Genomic DNA, 16,836 nt, shown 5'->3' with positions numbered 1-16,836 from the left:
AATTGTCAAGATGTTCGTAATTAGACGAGTAAGAAAATTTGCTAGTTCATGATTGAGATGCATCCTCAAATTATAGGTCAAGTACGCAAGAAATTTTTTATTTTTATAATATTTTCTAGAACTATAGTCTTTTGGTATTCAAATTATCGTGTAAACTATGTGCATGAATAATAGTATTCGTGATATGCAGGATCATGCGATAAAAATCAATCACTACTTTAACCTACATTTGCAATATCCAGTTCTTGTTCTATTTCTACCAAAAAAAATTTCTACTGAAAATTCTGGGTCGTAAAGGTCATGCAAACTTTTCACGACCTTGCCTATGCCAGTAGCATAAGTGCCTATATGGCTGAAGTATGGCAAGAGCAGGAGCATTCTCAGCAAACTTCGATCCAGTAGTGCTGGAAGAGTTCAGATCCTTCTGTATGGGTCGTGGAGAGAGATACACGAAGGTTCTGGAGCAACTTGCCATTGCCTACCTCAAAACCAAAGGAGAGTTGCTCTCAGGTGCTTCTGGAGTGCCTGTTCCATCTCCCTCAACGTCTGGAAAACCGCAGAGCACTACCAACACCACAGCGTCGGACAATCAAGACCTTATGCGTCGTGTGATGCGTCTGGAAGAGAACGATGAGTTCAATGCAGAGACCTTTGAGACCATCTTCAAGAGATTGGAGGAAGTGGAGAAAAAAGTAGAAACTGGTCGTTACCTCAAATAATCAAAAGAACCATCATCCATCTCTGGTTTAAATATGATTTCTCTACCTTGCTTATCTTGGAATACAAATTTGTTGTCCTGATGGAATCCAAGTTTATCGATATTCAAAAGATTATTCAATCTTCGGTAAGTTCTTTCGATTTCTGCTTGTGATGTCCCACAATTATCAGCAACTTCCTTGATTCTCGCACCCTCTAAAAGAAGCATATGCGTAATATGAGTTGATCGCAAGGAATACAAAGTATAGTTTTTGTCAAACCGACATTTTGACATTATCTCTTTCCACCATGTTCTTATATGCTCTGCATGGTACATTTTCCTTCCCACCAGAAAAGGATTCATCATCAATAGATCATCATTAGAAACAGGATCTAAAAAGTCGTATTGCAAAGTTTTCAGATTAATGCGAGGAAATCTCTTCTTTACTTTAACAAGATCAATCTTTCCATCCTTGTCATAATAACGAGCATTTGGTTTTGCTGAAGTGCTTATATCATCATCAACTCCAAGTTCTTCAAGGGATAATTCATCCTTGATGAATTGATTGTATTTCTCTATCTGTTGATTCCTAATCTTAATTCCTTTACGCAAGTGATCTTGAATTCTCTTTAGGGTATGTCCATTCATAATTGCAGTTCTCTTTCCTCTCTTGGTATCAGCAGGAATTTCTACGATTCCCTTCAACTTATTATCAGGTCGTTTTTCAACTCGGCAGTTCCCGCAACGGATCTTGGCAGTTTCATGCGGTCTTGAACCGAGATGATACTGGAAAAGAATATAGTTTATAAACCATCTCTTTTTCCATTCTTCTTCTTCATCCTTGCAGTTGGTATCGAACTTGTATAGCTCATCTTTCATTCGAGCAAACTCATCGGGGAAGAATGCTGGGTTTGAGTCCTCACGATAATCCGTATTGTCTATTGCTTTTTTAATTAAACCAATCTTACGAGGGTCAAGATATTCTTTTTCCACGCACCAGTTGAGGAATTCACGAAGAGTAGAGATATCAGAATTAATAGTCGAAGGAGCAAGTCCAGATGTAGCAGTTTTCCATTTACCTTTGGTCTGAATATCAAGATAATAAGTCCGATATCCTTCAAAAGTCTTCTTATCAATATCACCAATGTTTTTTACACCAACAAACTTGGCAAACGGAATAATTCTCTGTCGAATTCGTTGGCAATATGTATTGTGAGATCTTAGAGATAATTGTTTGCGAGAAACCTCTTTCTCTTTCTCATCCAAAAACTCATCACAAGCAGCAACAAAACCAAATCTTCTGGTTCTTGATTTTGGTGGTTCTGATGCTATCTGCAAATATGTTGCTAACGCATTTTGCTTTGCAACATTCAAATCTTTTGTTTTAAGTGAAACATTCGTGTATCTTTTGCCATCTCGTTTTATTCGGAGATAAAATGTGTCTCGATGATTATATTTTATGATATATGCTTGATCGTTTAGTGTTAATTCCTTGAAAATAATCTTAGGCATAAAAATATCAGGTAAGAACAAACGACAGCGTTATCAACTGCCTACCAGTTGTTCCGAGATCCGTTCCAACCAAAAGAACCTCGCACCAGCATTGATGCGAGGTTAGCAGGATTCTGGTGTGTGTTCCAACCCCTGCTCCAACTATGAAAACAAGACCACCACTACATTCTGGGGATGTCGTGGGTCGCCAAAACCGTCTCCAGAAGGGCTGAGTAGGGGGATTTTACGGGTCCGCTCAGCCCTGCTCGATCGACTCGACCACGCCGTCGCGCACCACCACGGCGACCTTCATCTTGGTCACCAGGTTGTCGCCCACCTTGAGGTCGCAGAAGCTCTCGATCTGACCCTGCTCCACGATCTGCTCCATCTCCAGCTCACGCACCTGGGCCTGCTGCTGGAGCACGTTCCGCTTCTGCTCCTCCAGCTCGGCCCGCTTGGCGGCCACCTGCTGCTGCACCTGAGCCACCTGCTCCTGCACACGGGGATCGAGGGGGTTGGCGCTCTGCCTGCGGATCTCCTCCACCACCTGCTGTCCCTCCTGCTCCAGCTGGGCCAGCTGCTGATCGCTCGTGGCAATGGCGTTGCTCAGCTCACGCTCGGCCTCCTCTTTCCAGGCCGGCGTCACCACGGCGCGCACCGTGATGGACCGCTTGATCGACAGGGTGGTGCCGTCAGACATGGATGTTGGGAAGAAGCGCCAAGCGTCTCAGCCCGGCGCCCGCTGGTCAAGCCAGCGGACCTGCCCTCAACGGCTGTAGATCGACCGAATCGCCGCGGCATCACGCTGGCCGATCCGATCGCGACGCTGTTTGAGCGTCTGGGTGAGCAGACCGTTCTCAATCGAAAACGGTTCCACCAGGGCGATCCCCGCCAAGCGCTCATCAGCCCTTGATCCGGGGCGCTGGCTGAGCAGGCGGTTCAATTCACCGCGCAACAGGCGCAGCAGGTTGTCATCCCCGGGGCTGCCGCCCAGATCCTCCGCAAGCTGCAGCCCCTGATCCGCCGCCCAGGCCCGCATCGCTGCCGCACGCGGCACCACCAGGGCACCGAGCTGGCGCTCGTCCTGCACCACGAGCATCACCTGCTCGATCAGATCACTGGCCACCAGGGCCTCCTCCAGGGGGCCTGGTTCAATGTTTTCGCCACTGCTGAGCACGATGGTGTCTTTGGCGCGGCCGGTGAGCACCACGGAACCATCCGGCAGCAACATGCCCAGATCGCCGGTGTCAAACCAGCCATCAGCATCAAGCACCTTGGCCGTCGCCTCTGGCTTGCCGAGATACCCAGCCATCACCTGAGGCCCGCGCACCAACACCACCCCCCGCTGGCGAAATCCCAGAGGAGTGCGGGTGTCGGGATCGACGATCCGGAATTCCGTGTCGGGCATCGGCAGACCGGAACTGCCGCGGATATTCCGCCAGGGCCGGCGGCAGCTCACCACCGGACTGGTTTCCGTGAGGCCGTAGCCCACCAGCAGTTCGATGCCAACGGCTTCAAAAAAGGCATCCACATGGGGGGCGATCGCCCCACCGCCATTGATCGGATAACGCAGCTGGCCGCCACTGAGCTGGAGCCGCAGCTTCGGCCAGATCAGACGCGAGGCGAGTGCATGGGCGGGCCAGCGCCGCAGCGCTTCGGCCCGGGCCGCGAGCCGGTCGCGTCGACGCACCGGCTCGAGCATCAGATTGCGGCTGCGCCGGCGAGCCAGGCCATAGGCACTGCTGTTGGCGAGCGCCGCCCGCAACAGACGCTGGCGAGACGCGGGGAAGGTTTTCAGCACATCCTCAAAACCGGCCTGCACCGCTTCCCACAAGCGCGGCACCGTCACCATCACCACCGGTTTCACCCGGGGCAGATCCCGCTTCAGCTGCTTGATCGTGGTGTAGCTCTGCGAGCAGGCGCAGGAAAAGAAGTAATACTCAGCGCTGCGTTCATAGGCATGCCAGATCGGCAGCACGCTCAGCACCGGTGTGCCGGGCTCCGGGCGGGCGACGCAAGCGAGACTGCGCATTTGGTGCAACAGATTGCCGTGGCTCAGGGGCACGCCCTTGGGCTGGCCGGTAGTACCGCTCGTGTAAAGGATCGTGGCCGTGGTGATAGCCGCCGACTCCCGCCCGCGCCCCTGATCAGGATCAGGTGGCACCTGAACGTCGGCGTGGGCGAGAAAAGCCTCGAAATCGAGCACACCCTCAGGGGCTTCTCCCTCCAGCTGCAGCACGAAACGCAAGCGGGCACGCAGCTGCGGCGGCAAATCGAGTCGGTGCCAGATCTCAGCGTTCTGCACCACCAGGGCCACAGCGCCGCAATCGTCAAGGATGTAGCGCAGCTCCTCCACGGGAGCGGCCGCGCCACGCACCGCATCCACGGCACCGGCACGCATCAAACCCTGATCCGCCACCAACCAGCGAGGACTGTTCTCCGCGAACAGCCCCACCACATCCCCGCTGCGGAGACCGAGGGCGACAAAGGCTGCGGCGGCCCGCTCGATCCGATCCGCCAGCTCCCGGTAACTGAACCGCTCCGCGTGGGTGGCATGAGGAGCTTCCACCGCCATCACTTCACCGTGATGCCGCTTCAGCCAGGGCCAGATCTGATCAACCCGCCCCAGGGCCTGCACATGCTCCTGACGGGCCAGGGCGCTGCGCTCTTGAGCGGTGGGCGTCCAGGTGGCTTGAGCAGCAGACGATGTCACGACGGTGGAACAGGGTCGCCCAGGGCTATCACCCCAGCTCCGGTTCGGCAATGGCCTCGCCGGCAAGCCAGCGCAGGTGGAAGCGTTCTGCCAGGGCCTGACGCAACAGCGGCTGCACCTGCGCCACCGTCAGGCCCGGGATCCATGCATTCAGGCTCCCCACCGCCCGGCCCACGAGGCCACAGGGCACAACGGCCTCGAAGCCACGCAGATCGCAACTCACGTTGAGCGCCAGGCCGTGCTGGGTGACCCAGCGACGGCAGCCCACGCCAATCGCCGCCAGCTTGCGCCCCTCGAGCCAGATGCCGGTCAGGCCATTGATGCGCTCCCCCCGCAGCTCCAGCGCCAGCAACACATCGAGCACCACCTGCTCCAGCTGACGCAGATACCAGTGCAGGTCGGGCTGATGCCGGCGCAGGTCGAGCACCGGATAAGCCACCAGCTGCCCCGGGGCGTGATGGGTCACCTCACCGCCCCGATCAATCCGATGCAGAGGCGCCGGAGGGGTGGAGGGATCAAAACGCAGATGCTCCTCACTGGCACCGCGGCCAAGGGTGTAGCAAGGGGGATGCTGCAGCAACCACACCGCCTCCGGGGCAGCAGCACCCTGCTCCGCCAGCAGCCGCTCCTGCCAGCGGCGTTGCCAGCCCCAGGCCTCGGGAAAGGCCACCGGCGAAGAGGGCTCAAAAAGAAATGCCGCAGCCCTCTGGGCTGACGGGGATGGCGTCTCTAGCTTGCGGATATCAACCGGCACCGGAGGGATGCCATGAAGCTGCTGATCCATGGTCGCAATCTTGAACTGACCCCTGCTCTGCGCGACTACACCCAGTCAAAACTCGAGCGGGCGGTGCAGCACTACAACGACATGGTGAAGGAAGCGGATGTGCATCTCTCGGTGGCCCGGAACCCGCGGGTGCCGCAACAGACCGCCGAAGTCACCGTGTTCGCGAATGGCACGGTGATCCGGGCCCAGGAGCGCAGTGAAAACCTTTACGCCAGCATTGATCTGGTGGCGAGCAAGCTCAGCCGCCAGCTGCGTCGCTTCAAGGAACGCCACAGCGATCATCACCACAGCAACGGTCATCGGGCCAGCGAGACACCGCCGACCGATGCGATCGCGGACGCGGCTCCGATCGATGGGTCTCTGCTCGATGGCAAGGAGGTACAGCTGCCTGATCCAGGCGTGCGCCGCAAGTATTTCGCCATGCCGCCGATGAGCCTGGAGGAGGCGCGGCACCAACTGGACGTGATCGATCACGACTTTTACCTGTTTCGTGATGCCAGCACGGGCGACCTGCAGGTGATCTACCGCCGGAACCATGGCGGTTACGGCGTGATTCAGGCTCGGAACTGAACACCACCATTGCCTTGATGTCCCAAGCGTCCGGACGACAGCGAGAGCTACCGGAGCTGCCCCCCCTGATCCACCAGGCCCTGCTCGATCCCCACCTGATGCCGGATCAGCTCCTGGAGGGGTGTGATGCCGCCCGCCAGCTCGGCCTGGGCGGGCTCTGCACGAGCCTTCGCCACCTGCCGATCGTGCGGCAACGGCTGGGGCCGCCTGGTGCCACACGCCTGATCGCCTCAATCGCTTTCCCGTTCGGGGCCCTGCCGAGCAGCCTGAAACAGGCGGAGGCGGAATGGGCAGCAGAGCATGGGGCCGAGGCCCTCGATGTGGCACCGGATCTGGCCGCTCTCGCCGCCGGAGACACCAACTGTTTCGCCGAAGAACTGGCCGCTCTGGCTGGCATCGGCCTGCCACTGACTGTGATCCTCGACCTGACCCGCTGCGAAGGGGAATCTCTGCAACTGGCCGTGGAGGCTTCGATCGATGCCGGTGCTGCCGCCATACAGAGCGGCCATGGCTTCGGCGGACCCGCCACCCCGGAGCAGATCATCCGGCTGCGCATGCTCTGCCGGGGCCGCTGCGGCATCAAAGCCGTGGGGGGCGTGCATCGGCTCGACCACTGCATCGCCCTGGTGGAAGCCGGTGCCACGGCCATCGGTACCAGCCGCGGTCCCTCGCTGCTGCAGGAACTGCGCCGCCCCCAGGCGAACGACGCCCGTGGGGACTGACCGGCGCCTCGAGGCTCTCGCCCTCAAGGCAGGCCCCCTCGGGGAGCACGACCGCTTGCTCACGGTGCTGAGCGCTGAGACAGGCGTGATCCGGCTGGCCGTACCCGGCGCACGCCGGCCCCGCAGCAGCCTGGCCGCCGCCGTTCCCCTCACCCTGCTGGAACTCCAGGTGGTGGGCCGTCGCGGTCTTCCGCGCCTCCGGCAACTGCGGGTGCAGCACAGCTTCAATGCCGTCGGCCAACGGCTCGACACCCTGGCCGGGGCTCAGGCCCTGGCCGAGCTCTGCATCGCCCTGGTGGCTGGGGATGACCCGATTCCCGGCCTGCTCGACACGGTGCTGATGCATCTGGAGCGGCTGGAAACCTGCAGCCGGACTCCCACACCGGAACCCGGCCTCGCCCTGGCCACCACGGTGCAGGCTGCCGTGCACCTGCTCGCCCTTGGCGGCTATGGACTTCCTTTGCAGAGCTGCTGCCGCAGCGGAGCCCCCCTGCTGCCGCCGATTGGCCAGTGGGAATGGCGCTGCAGTCTGCTCGCAGACGAAGGCTTCGCCATCGGGTCGCAACCGGGGGCTGCGATTCAACTCAATCCCTCCGAACTGGCCCTGCTGCAACGGCTGCCAAGGGCCGAACTGCCCCGCCGGCGGGATGGCGCCCTGATGGGGCCTCCCGACGTGTGGCTACGCCTCCTCACCGTGGTGGAGTGCTGGATCCGCAGCCATCTCCCCCGGCCCGTCCGCGCGCTCGCCATGGTGCGTGAGGCTGGGCGATCATGACGCGGTCACCCAAGGCATCTTGAGCGGTCCATCCCTGAACACTCCGGAGCCGGCCCTGCCGACCAGTGAAAACCCTGAGGGCGGGCGAGGCCTGCAGGCGGTGCTCCGCCTCGTGGACTTTCGCAAGCTCTGGATCGGCCAGATCTTCTCCCAGCTGGCCGACAAGTTCTACATCGTGCTGATGGTGTTTCTCATCGATCAGCACTTGCTGCTCAGCTCTGAGCAGAACGGCGTTCTGGCGGAGGTGGCCTCGGATATCGGCTTCGACATCAGCACCCGCACCCAGGTGATCACCCTCCTGGCCACCGGCATTTTCGTGGCCAACACCATTCCGGCCATGGTGCTGGGCAGTGTGGCCGGCGTATGGGTGGACCGCTGGCCCAAGCGCCGGGTGATGGTGGCCTCCAACGGGCTGCGGGCCCTGCTGGTGTTGTTCACCCCTCTCTTTCTGATCCCAGGCCCCCTGATCCTTGGTTTGCCCTGGGGGTATTGGGGTCTGGTGCTGATGACCTTCCTGGAATCGATCCTCACCCAGTTCTTCGCCCCGGCTGAACAGGCCGCCATCACCTGGCTGGTGCCTGGGGAGCACCTGCTCGCCGCCAATTCCCTGTATCAGACCACGAGCATGGGGGCCACGATCGTGGGCTTCGCCCTGGGCGAACCGATCCTGCGTGGGCTGAACCATCTCTCCGAACGGATCGGCCTGGAAGGCGGCGAATTCGTTCTGCTGCCCTTCTGCTACGGCATGGCCGCGTTGTGCCTGCTGGCGATTGATCGCGCCGAACCACCCCGCAACCTCTCCGGTCGCTCCGTGTGGCACGAAATCATGGAAGGGCTGCAGGTGCTGCAACGCTTCCCCACGGTGCGCAGTGCCATGGTGCATCTTGGGCTGCTTTACAGCCTGCTGGCGGCCCTGTATGTGCTCGCCCTACAGCTGGCGGCCCTGATCAGCAGCCTAGGCCCCTCGGGCTTCGGCACCCTGCTGGCGATGAGCGGCCTGGGGATGGCGGTGGGTGCCGTAGTGGTGGCGCAGCTGGGTCACCATTTCAGCCGCCGCCGCCTCACGGCCACCGGCCTCGGCACGATCACCTGGACCCTGCTGCTGCTCAGCCAGTTCAAGGGTTCGCTGGCCGCCACCCTCACCCTTTGCGGCATCCTCGGCATCGGTGCCGCCCTGGTGGCGATTCCGGCGCAGACGACCATCCAGGAAGACACCCCGGAACAGCAGCGGGGGCGCGTGTTCGGTCTGCAGAACAACCTGATCAACATCGCCCTGAGCCTTCCCCTGGTGCTGGCAGGCACCCTGGTGAGCAGCATCGGCCTGTCGCCTGTGCTGGGGCTGCTGGCGCTCCTGGCCCTGATCGCTGCTCTGATCGAACGCCCCTGGCAACGCTGCTAACTTTCTGGTTCAGCAGAAGGGAAGCGGCAGGTGGCGCATATCGCCTGGCTGGGCAAAAAAACACCGTTCTGCGGCAACGTCACCTACGGGCTGAGCACGACCGAGGCCCTGAGAGCACGGGGTCACCAGACCAGCTTCATTCATTTCGATAATCCCGGCGTTCCCGGCAGCGGCACCACATCACTGCTGGCCAACGATCCGGATGTGAGCCTGCCTTACCTGGTGAAGTCGCAGGTTTACACGATTCCATCTCCCGGTGCCCAAAGGGAGCTGAGGGAATCACTGGAGCGCCTCAAGCCCGATCTGGTGCACGCCAGCCTCACCCTCTCGCCCCTCGACTTCCGGCTTCCCGACCTCTGCCAGCAACTGGGCGTCCCCCTGGTGGCTACCTTCCACCCTCCCTTCGACGCCGGCCTGCGCAATCTCACCGCCGGCACCCAGCAGCTCACCTATCAGCTCTATGCGCCGGCCCTGGCCCGTTACGACCGGGTGATTGTGTTCTCCGAGCTCCAGGCGGAGGTGCTCGCCCGCCTCGGGGTGCGTGACAGCCGCTTGGCGGTGATCCCCAACGGTGTCGATCCGCTCTGCTGGTCCCCGTCCACAGACAGCGAGCCGAAATCGTCAGCGCAGCAGGCGGTGCGTGAACGTCTTGGCTCCGAGCGGATCTTCCTCTACATGGGACGGATCGCCACCGAGAAGAATGTGGAGGCGCTGCTGAAGGCGTGGCGCCTGGTGAGCCCGAAGGGATGCCGGCTGGTGATCGTGGGGGATGGTCCCCTGCGGGCCACCCTGCAGAACGCCCATGGCCAAAGCTCCGTGAGCTGGTGGGGCTACGAATCGAATCTGGCCACCCGCGTGGCCCTGATGCAATGCGCCGAGGTGTTTGTGCTGCCCAGCCTGGTGGAGGGGCTGTCGCTGGCCCTGCTGGAAGCGATGGCTAGCGGCTGTGCCTGTGTGGCCACCGACGCGGGGGCCGATGGCGAGGTGCTCGCCGACGGGGCTGGCATCGTGCTCAGCACCCAGGGGGTCACCACCCAGCTGCGCACCCTGCTGCCGGTGTTGCGCGATCAACCGGTGCTCACGGCCGAACTCGGACAACGTGCCCGCCAGCGCGTGCTGGAGCGCTACACGCTGAGCCGCAATATCGATGCGATTGAATCCCTCTACGCCGACCTACTGAGCACCACCAGCCGCACGGCGGCCTGAAATCGGGAGCCGCTTCAGCGCAATTGGCGTCCATGTTCAGCGGCCGCCACCACCGCCTCGATCAGGGCTGAACGCACCCCCGCCTGCTCCAGCCGGCGCAGGGCCGCCATCGTCGTACCACCAGGGGAGGCGACCATGTCTTTGAGCTGGCCGGGGTGGAGCTCCTGCTCCTGCAGGAGCGCTGCGGTTCCCGCCAGAGTGCGATGGGCGAGGTGGTGGGAGAGATCCCTCGGCAGACCGGCCGCCACCGCCCCATCGGCCATCGCCTCGGCCACCAGCGCCACGTAGGCCGGACCCGATGAGGTGAGGGCCAGAAAGGCATCCAACCGATCCTCTGCCAGCTCAAGCACTTCGCTCACCGGCGAGAAGAACGCCTTGACCCGCTCACGATCGGCGGCCGTTACGCCCTGCCCCCAGGCCAGACCGGTGAGACCAGCCCGCACCAAACAAGGGGTGTTGGGAACGGCACGCACACATCGGCGCCCGGGGAACGCCTTCTGCAAGCGCTCCAGGCTCACTCCCGCGAGCACAGAAATCAGCAGGGGCTGGGCTTCTGGCGCAACCGCCGGAACGGTGGCGGCTACGGCATCAAGCTGCTGCGGTTTGATCGCCAAGAGCTGAATCGCAGATCCCCAGACGGCTGAGGCTGCCGGATCCGTCGCAGGCAAGAGAGTCAACCCAGCTGGACCGGCCGCCTGCAACCGTTGGGCTGAAGCGGCATGGCCCACCACGGCCATCACGTCCGTGGCGGACACAACACCTTCGTCCAGCAGTGGCCAAAGCAGAGCCTGGGCCATCCGACCCAGGCCAATCACCCCAAGCGTGTGTGACACCCGAGCAACCCGCCGACTCAGAGAGCCGCGGCACCGCCCCAGGCGGGAGCGGGGGCGACACTGGCCTCAGCGGAAGCCTGCTCCACATCTTTCGTCACCACGGTGGGTGAGGAGGCTTCGTCTTGATGGGCGTTGGTCACGGTGACGCAGCTGGGGGCGAAGAGAAAAATGCTTTCACCCACGCGTTCCTGATGACCATCAATGGCGAAGGTGCCACCCGCCACGAAATCAACAGCACGCTGCGCCTGATCGGGTTCCATCATCGTGAGATTGAGGATGATGGTTTTGCGTTCACGCAGGGCCTGAATCGCCCGAGGCATTTCGTCAAAACTGCGGGGCTCCATCAGCATCACTTCGGTGGCCGCCGTGCTGATTCCAGGCATGCCGATCACATTGGAGCTGCTGGCAAAGGCCTCATCACTGGCGAAAGGATTGGCGGAGCCGAGAGGGGCGAGAGCGCCACCGGAGGCATGGCTGGCCCCGCCGTCAGTCTCCAGCTCCTCGCCGGTGTCGTAATCGAGATCGTCATATTCGCCATCGAGATAATCATCACCGGCAACAACGGCGCGAAGGCGGGAAATGAGCGACACCGGACGTTTGAAAAACCTTGACCCTAGATAGCGCTCCGACGGAATGAGAGCAAGCGTCAAGCCACCGATTGCTGTATCGAACGCTCTCCGAACAACGCAGACCCGAGTCGTACCCAGGTGGCACCGGCATGCACCGCCTCAGCCCAATCGCCACTCATCCCCATGGAGCACTCGCTGAGGTCCAAGTCATCCGCGAGCTGACGACAGTCGCGAAACAGGGCCAAGCGCTCCTCAGGCGCCAGCCCCAGGGGGGCGATGGTCATCAGGCCAACGATGGAGCAATGGGGCAACCGTTGCAAATCCGGCCAGACCTGGCGCAGGTCCTTGGGATCCCAGCCTCCCTTGTTCGGGTCCGGACGGAGCTTCACCTGCAGCATCACCCGCGGCTGGCACCGTTCTTCTCCAGCAATGCGCGAGACCCGTTCACACAGGGCAAGGCTGTCAAGGGAATGAATCGTGCCAAAAGCGCGCAGCACCTGGCGCACCTTGTTCGCCTGCAGGCGACCGATGAAATGCCACTGCAGCTGGGTCAGATCCGCAAGTTCCTCCTGTTTCCGCAACGCCTCCTGGACACGACTCTCCCCGAAGGCCTCCTGACCGAGGGCAGCAAGGTCACGAATCGCCACCGCTGGATGCCCTTTGCTCACCGCCAACAACCGGGCCGACGGTGGCAGGGCTGCCATCAAGCTCTGCCAGCGCCGGGAAAGATCATGTGCGTCCATGGACAGGCTCCTGGGTCGGCACCTGTTCCAGAAGAACAGACCGACCTAATCAAGGTCTCAGATAAAAGTCTGGTCGAACAGCTGCTTCCAGCGCTCCTGCTCCGGGGAGCCATCCCGGCGACTGCGGGCCAGGTTGAGCTCAGCATGATGACGAGCATCCTGATAGGGAATCACCTCAAATTGAGCGCCCCGCGGTTGCAGCGTCACCAGGAAAAACATCCGTTGCGCGTAGAGCGTGGCGTAGATGTCGCGGCCTTCGCCCGCCGGCGCCACGCGATAGAGCATGCCAAACGTGGGGTGATTGAGATAGCGCTCGGCACCCACGGTGGCAGTCATGCAGATCACAGGGCACCGTACTTCCCGCGCAGCCCGAGCAACAGCAGCAGCAGCCCCACCCCTGCACCATTGCGCAGATGGTCGCGCCAAGCCACCGCCGCGGCCGGGCGGAACGCGGCGGCAGGGCACCAGCGCCCACCCCGCACCAGCAGGGCATCCGCGCCCTGCTCGGCGCGCAGCAGGATGTTGGCGAGAAGGCGCTCAGCCACGGCGAGCACCAGGCCGAAGGACGCTTTGAATCCGAGGCTTTTCAGATTGACCGCCCGACTGGCGAGTGCCCGCAACAGGTTCTGCAACTCTTCCTGCACCAGCGGCAGGAATCGAAGCGCCAGCAACAGCTGGAAGCTGAGGCGATCCACGGGCAGGCCCAGCACGGCCAGCGGTGCCATCAACCAGCTCAGGGCCCATACCAGCTCCTCACTGGGCGTGGTGAGCAGCATCAGATTGACGCTGTGCACCACCGTGACAATCAGCGTGGCGCTGCTGAGTCCGAGCTCAGCCGAGCGCCGATCCACCACGAAGGGCCCGAGCGTGAACGGCCCGAGTTTCAGGGGGCCGAGGCGCAACAGCTCCCAGCCTGATGGAGGGATCGTCAGATCGGGGAGTTCCTGCGGAGAGCGCAACGGCAGGGTCGCGGCTGGATCACCGGTGGGCAGCAGGGCGGCCAGGAGTCCAACGCCCACACCGAGCAGGCTCAAGAGCAAAAGAGAGCGCCACCACAACCGCGGCGGTAGCCCACTGAACAGCGTGAGCAAGAGCAAGAGGCCCAGCAGGCCCAGGCGCCAGAGCGGACCAGCCAGCACGGGGGTGAGCAGAAACAGCAGCACCCAAGCCAGCTTCAGACGCGGATCAAGCCGCCGTAGCCAGCTGCTGCTGCCGTCCACGTACTGCCCGATCGGAATTTGCCGCAGCCAGTCCATCCGTCAGCCCTGACGTTGCTGCTGGCGGGCCAGATCGCGCTCAGCATCCCGTTGCTGCTTGCCTCGCCAGAAGAGTTTCAATGGCGTGCCGTCAAAACCCAAACCCTCACGGATCTGTCGTTCCACGTAGCGCCGATAGGTGTCGCCGAACAACTTGGGCTCATTCACGAACAGGGTGAAGCTCGGAGGCCGGACGGCCACCTGGGTGCCGTAATACACCCGCCCCTGCCGGCCGCCGCGGGTGGTGGGGGGGCTACGCCAGCTGAGGGCTTCCTTGAGCACCTCGTTGACCACCGAGGTGCTGACCCTGCGGCGGTGCTGCTCCACCGCCAGGGCTGCCAGCGCAAAAATGCTGTCAACCCTCTGACCGGTGAGTGCCGAGGTGAACAGCATCGGCGCCCAGTCGAGGAAGTAGAGCTTGGCGCGCAGCTCCTTCTCCATCGCCGGCATGGTGTGGCTGTCTTTCTCCACCGCATCCCATTTGTTCACCACCACCACACAGGCGCGTCCCTCCTCCTCGATCCGACCGGCAAGGCGCTGATCCTGCTCGGTGACGCCATCCAACGCATCAATCACCAGTACGCACACATCGCTGCGTTCGATCGCCTTGAAGCTGCGGTTGATGCCGAAAAACTCCGGGCCGTAATTGACACTGCGGCGCCGGCGAATCCCGGCGGTGTCCACCAGCCGCCAGCTGAGGCCATTGCGCTCGAGCCGGGTGTCGATCGTGTCGCGGGTGGTGCCACGAATCGGGCTGACAATGGCGCGCGGCTCACCGCAGATCGCATTCAAGAGGCTCGATTTGCCCACATTGGGACGCCCGATGATCGCCATCTGGATCGGTTCCGCCTCGTCTCCCTCCTGATCCTTGGGGGGCAGAAAGGTGAGCACCTTGTCGAGCAGTTCCCCGGTGCCCGCACCATGAATGGCAGAAATCGGGTAGGGCTCGCCCAGGCCTAGCCCCCAGAACTCAGCCGCCATCGCCAAGCCCTGCTCGGGGGATTCGCACTTATTGACGGCCAGCAGCGTGGGGCAAGCCTGACTGCGGAGCCACTCGGCGATCGATTCATCCGCCGCCGTCACCCCTTGCTGGCCATCCACGATCACGACGGCCACGGAGGCCTCGGCCATAGCCAGAGACGCCTGTTCGCGGATCTCTGGCAGAAACTCGCTGTCGTCGTCGAACACCAACCCACCGGTGTCGACGAGCTTGAACTCCCGATCGCCCCAGTAGCCGTCCTGGTAGGTGCGATCGCGGGTCACACCGGGCTCGTCGTGGACGATCGCCTCCCGACTGCGGCAGAGGCGGTTCACCAGCGTCGACTTGCCGACATTGGGACGCCCGATGATCGCGACGACGGGACGTGCCAAAACGGAAGCACAACATTCAATCTTGACAGTACAGAGCCGCCACCCCCAGCCACCAAGGCACCGCGGCATCACCCGACCAAGAGCGAACAGGAAAATTTCCGGGAAGAGACTAATGAGACGCGAGTGAGATCGCTAGGCCTGGTGCAGTGTCGCCACTGTCACAGTCATGCTCGAGCTCATCGCCACACTCGTGGTCGACCTCTCCGACCAGCAACTCACCGTTTACGACCGAAATGAGCAGGTGGTGCGGGTGATCCCCGTCAGTACCGGCAAGGCGTCCACCCCCACCCCCACCGGTCACGCCTCCGTGCTCACGAAATACCGCTCCGTCACTATGCGCGGGCGCAACTACGTCGCCCCTGGCGTGCCTTATGCCATGTGCATCACGGCCAACGAGCTCATCTGCATGCACGGCGCCCCCTGGCAGGAAGACGCCGGTCAGGCCTTCGGTGTGCCGCGCAGCAATGGCTGCGTGCGGATGCCCACTCACCAGGCCCGCTGGCTGTTTGAAAACACCCGCAAGGGCACGAAGGTGATCATTCAGGTGTGAGCACAGGGGCGATCGGATCAGCCCACCGGTGGATCGCCTGGGTGGCCTCGCACCGGATCCTCCGGTGGCGGCAGCAGCTCCGGCACGGGTCCCTGCGGCGGCAGCGACTCACCCCGCTCCGCCAGCCAGGCCAGCAGCCAGTTCACCGCGGTGGCACGCCGGGTGCGGCGGGGGTAGAGGCCACCGATGCGATACCCCTGAAAACCGAGCTGCTGTTTGAGCAGTTGCTTGTACTCCGGCGGAATCGACCGGGTGAGCTGCACGGAAGCCGGCCGCGTGGCGATCACCTCCGGTGCCTGGGGGAAGGCCTGCCGCCACGCGTCCGGGGTCTCGGGTCCGGCACGCCAGGGCTCCCCGCCGTCGTCCGCCGCCGGCTGGTACCCCAGCCGCTCCCAGATCCGTTCTGCCACGAAACGATCCGAGAGGCGATCGTCGAGGATCCGCTCCAGCAGCTCCACACTGAGCGGCCAGGGTGATGCCGACATCGGATCTGCAGCAGCGGGAGCCATCGTTTCACGACAGGCGGTGCCGGTTTCTTAATCCGGCCATTACGTTCATGGGATGTATGTGTTCGACACCAGCCTCGAACCGGCCAGCCGGATCGATCCCGACCGCCCCACCCAGCGACTCGTGTTTCGGCTGCCCAGGCCTGTGCTCCGCCGGGTGCGCCACGATCGCCGCCGATTGCTGGCCCATCTGAGCGACCACGACGGCCCTCCCCCCGCATGGAGTGGCGATGGTTTGGTCACCTTCACGTACACCACCAGCTCCGAACGGAGCCGACCGGTGTTCTGCGACCGTCGCGATCACCCCCTGCCACCACGCAGCCTGCGGCAGGTGCGGCCCGGCCAGCCCGTACGACTCACCCTGCGCCAGGTGCGTCGCGGCGGCCACAGCGCCAACACCCGATTGGAGGTGCTCAAACTGCAGCTGCTCCACATGGATGCACCGCTGCCCGGCGGACCCGCGTCCCCCCACAGCATCCAGAGCTACGCACTGCAGTTGCCGGTGGATCTTGCCCAGGAGGTGGAGCGGTTGGCCCAAGCCGAAGACTGGTCGACCACCGCCTGGCTGCGCAACGCGATCGAGCAGCAGGTGACCCTGCAGAAAGCCCGCCTGCCACACCGACAGACCGTCGCCTGAAGGTCAGGATGGAG

General features: G+C 61.9%; 19 protein-coding genes. 8 read left to right on the top strand and 11 right to left on the bottom strand.

Annotated features, from left to right (window positions below; translation table 11 throughout):
• Positions 1–359: 359 nt before the first annotated feature.
• Positions 360–719, top strand: coding sequence for a hypothetical protein (locus tag SynWH8101_RS03095; protein ID WP_130128509.1), 360 nt, complete (start codon positions 360–362; stop codon positions 717–719).
• Here SynWH8101_RS03095 and SynWH8101_RS13975 read toward each other — a convergent pair.
• The 4 genes from SynWH8101_RS13975 to lipB all read right to left on the bottom strand — a co-directional run bounded on the left by SynWH8101_RS13975 (position 707) and on the right by lipB (position 5,655).
• Positions 707–2,209 carry a phage integrase SAM-like domain-containing protein gene (locus SynWH8101_RS13975; protein ID WP_165380904.1) on the bottom strand — a complete coding sequence of 501 codons (1,503 nt, stop codon included), beginning with the start codon at positions 2,207–2,209 and terminating at the stop codon, positions 707–709. The genes SynWH8101_RS03095 and SynWH8101_RS13975 overlap by 13 nt on opposite strands.
• Before the next feature lie 235 nt (positions 2,210–2,444).
• Positions 2,445–2,888, bottom strand: coding sequence for a YlqD family protein (locus SynWH8101_RS03085; protein WP_130128508.1), 444 nt, complete (start codon positions 2,886–2,888; stop codon positions 2,445–2,447).
• Positions 2,889–2,954: 66 nt separating this feature from the next.
• On the bottom strand, positions 2,955–4,901 hold the full coding sequence (locus tag SynWH8101_RS03080) for an AMP-binding protein (RefSeq protein WP_130128507.1): 1,947 nt from the start codon (positions 4,899–4,901) through the stop codon (positions 2,955–2,957).
• A 28-nt stretch (positions 4,902–4,929) separates the two neighbouring features.
• Positions 4,930–5,655: a lipoyl(octanoyl) transferase LipB gene (gene lipB / locus SynWH8101_RS03075; RefSeq protein WP_130130314.1), complete on the bottom strand. Its 726-nt coding sequence runs from the start codon at positions 5,653–5,655 to the stop codon at positions 4,930–4,932.
• A 12-nt stretch (positions 5,656–5,667) separates the two neighbouring features.
• Here lipB and hpf point away from each other — a divergent pair, with 12 nt between their 5' ends.
• Genes hpf through SynWH8101_RS03050 form a run of 5 tightly spaced genes read left to right on the top strand, consistent with a single transcriptional unit; the run spans position 5,668 to position 10,357 of the window.
• Positions 5,668–6,255, top strand: a complete 588-nt coding sequence (gene hpf / locus SynWH8101_RS03070) for a ribosome hibernation-promoting factor, HPF/YfiA family (RefSeq protein ID WP_130128506.1) — start codon at positions 5,668–5,670, stop codon at positions 6,253–6,255.
• 17 nt (positions 6,256–6,272) lie between these two features.
• A complete protein-coding gene (locus SynWH8101_RS03065; RefSeq protein ID WP_130128505.1) occupies positions 6,273–6,977 on the top strand; it encodes a 2-deoxyribose-5-phosphate aldolase in 705 nt (234 codons plus the stop codon).
• Positions 6,967–7,752: a DNA repair protein RecO gene (locus SynWH8101_RS03060; protein WP_130128504.1), complete on the top strand. Its 786-nt coding sequence runs from the start codon at positions 6,967–6,969 to the stop codon at positions 7,750–7,752. Before SynWH8101_RS03065 ends, SynWH8101_RS03060 begins: the two co-directional genes overlap by 11 nt.
• A gap of 19 nt (positions 7,753–7,771) precedes the next feature.
• Positions 7,772–9,151: an MFS transporter gene (locus tag SynWH8101_RS03055; protein ID WP_130128503.1), complete on the top strand. Its 1,380-nt coding sequence runs from the start codon at positions 7,772–7,774 to the stop codon at positions 9,149–9,151.
• A gap of 30 nt (positions 9,152–9,181) precedes the next feature.
• Positions 9,182–10,357, top strand: coding sequence for a glycosyltransferase family 4 protein (locus SynWH8101_RS03050; RefSeq protein WP_130128502.1), 1,176 nt, complete (start codon positions 9,182–9,184; stop codon positions 10,355–10,357).
• 14 nt (positions 10,358–10,371) lie between these two features.
• Here SynWH8101_RS03050 and proC read toward each other — a convergent pair whose 3' ends face one another.
• The 6 genes from proC to der are packed head-to-tail and all read right to left on the bottom strand — an operon-like array spanning position 10,372 to position 15,129.
• Positions 10,372–11,190, bottom strand: a complete 819-nt coding sequence (gene proC / locus SynWH8101_RS03045; RefSeq protein ID WP_255423175.1) for a pyrroline-5-carboxylate reductase — start codon at positions 11,188–11,190, stop codon at positions 10,372–10,374.
• Between the two features lie 17 nt (positions 11,191–11,207).
• A complete protein-coding gene (locus SynWH8101_RS03040) occupies positions 11,208–11,780 on the bottom strand; it encodes a cell division protein SepF (protein ID WP_130128501.1) in 573 nt (190 codons plus the stop codon).
• Positions 11,781–11,836: 56 nt separating this feature from the next.
• Positions 11,837–12,502 carry a YggS family pyridoxal phosphate-dependent enzyme gene (locus tag SynWH8101_RS03035; protein ID WP_130128500.1) on the bottom strand — a complete coding sequence of 222 codons (666 nt, stop codon included), beginning with the start codon at positions 12,500–12,502 and terminating at the stop codon, positions 11,837–11,839.
• A 57-nt stretch (positions 12,503–12,559) separates the two neighbouring features.
• A complete protein-coding gene (locus SynWH8101_RS03030) occupies positions 12,560–12,826 on the bottom strand; it encodes a PipX family protein (RefSeq protein WP_130130312.1) in 267 nt (88 codons plus the stop codon).
• 17 nt (positions 12,827–12,843) lie between these two features.
• A complete protein-coding gene (locus SynWH8101_RS03025) occupies positions 12,844–13,758 on the bottom strand; it encodes a CbiQ family ECF transporter T component (protein WP_130128499.1) in 915 nt (304 codons plus the stop codon).
• Between the two features lie 3 nt (positions 13,759–13,761).
• Positions 13,762–15,129 (bottom strand): ribosome biogenesis GTPase Der, encoded by a 1,368-nt coding sequence (gene der / locus SynWH8101_RS03020; protein ID WP_130128498.1) that lies wholly within the window; start codon positions 15,127–15,129, stop codon positions 13,762–13,764.
• A gap of 166 nt (positions 15,130–15,295) precedes the next feature.
• Here der and SynWH8101_RS03015 point away from each other — a divergent pair, with 166 nt between their 5' ends.
• Positions 15,296–15,679 (top strand): L,D-transpeptidase, encoded by a 384-nt coding sequence (locus tag SynWH8101_RS03015; protein ID WP_130128497.1) that lies wholly within the window; start codon positions 15,296–15,298, stop codon positions 15,677–15,679.
• A 17-nt stretch (positions 15,680–15,696) separates the two neighbouring features.
• Here the strand turns inward: SynWH8101_RS03015 and SynWH8101_RS03010 are convergent, their stop codons facing one another.
• Entirely contained in the window at positions 15,697–16,164 is a 468-nt protein-coding gene (locus SynWH8101_RS03010; RefSeq protein WP_130128496.1) for a DUF1823 family protein, read from the bottom strand.
• A 76-nt stretch (positions 16,165–16,240) separates the two neighbouring features.
• Here SynWH8101_RS03010 and SynWH8101_RS03005 point away from each other — a divergent pair, with 76 nt between their 5' ends.
• Positions 16,241–16,822 carry a hypothetical protein gene (locus SynWH8101_RS03005; protein ID WP_130128495.1) on the top strand — a complete coding sequence of 194 codons (582 nt, stop codon included), beginning with the start codon at positions 16,241–16,243 and terminating at the stop codon, positions 16,820–16,822.
• Positions 16,823–16,836 lie beyond the last annotated feature (14 nt).

Origin of the sequence: Synechococcus sp. WH 8101, assembly GCF_004209775.1 — a bacterium.
Classification (GTDB): domain Bacteria; phylum Cyanobacteriota; class Cyanobacteriia; order PCC-6307; family Cyanobiaceae; genus Synechococcus_C.
Note: the sequence above shows the minus strand (reverse complement) of the source record. Positions and strands in the feature narration are given on the sequence as shown.

What these genes read in the sequence shown, in the direction of transcription:
- SynWH8101_RS03035 (WP_130128500.1), bottom strand. Translation starts at nt 12,502, where the DNA reads ATGGACGCACATGATCTTTCCCGGCGCTGGCAGAGCTTGATGGCAGCC.
- SynWH8101_RS03025 (WP_130128499.1), bottom strand. Translation starts at nt 13,758, where the DNA reads ATGGACTGGCTGCGGCAAATTCCGATCGGGCAGTACGTGGACGGCAGC.
- hpf (WP_130128506.1), top strand. Translation starts at nt 5,668, where the DNA reads ATGAAGCTGCTGATCCATGGTCGCAATCTTGAACTGACCCCTGCTCTG.
- SynWH8101_RS13975 (WP_165380904.1), bottom strand. Translation starts at nt 2,209, where the DNA reads ATGCCTAAGATTATTTTCAAGGAATTAACACTAAACGATCAAGCATAT.
- SynWH8101_RS03005 (WP_130128495.1), top strand. Translation starts at nt 16,241, where the DNA reads ATGTATGTGTTCGACACCAGCCTCGAACCGGCCAGCCGGATCGATCCC.
- SynWH8101_RS03065 (WP_130128505.1), top strand. Translation starts at nt 6,273, where the DNA reads ATGTCCCAAGCGTCCGGACGACAGCGAGAGCTACCGGAGCTGCCCCCC.
- SynWH8101_RS03010 (WP_130128496.1), bottom strand. Translation starts at nt 16,164, where the DNA reads ATGTCGGCATCACCCTGGCCGCTCAGTGTGGAGCTGCTGGAGCGGATC.
- SynWH8101_RS03015 (WP_130128497.1), top strand. Translation starts at nt 15,296, where the DNA reads ATGCTCGAGCTCATCGCCACACTCGTGGTCGACCTCTCCGACCAGCAA.
- SynWH8101_RS03095 (WP_130128509.1), top strand. Translation starts at nt 360, where the DNA reads ATGGCAAGAGCAGGAGCATTCTCAGCAAACTTCGATCCAGTAGTGCTG.
- SynWH8101_RS03085 (WP_130128508.1), bottom strand. Translation starts at nt 2,888, where the DNA reads ATGTCTGACGGCACCACCCTGTCGATCAAGCGGTCCATCACGGTGCGC.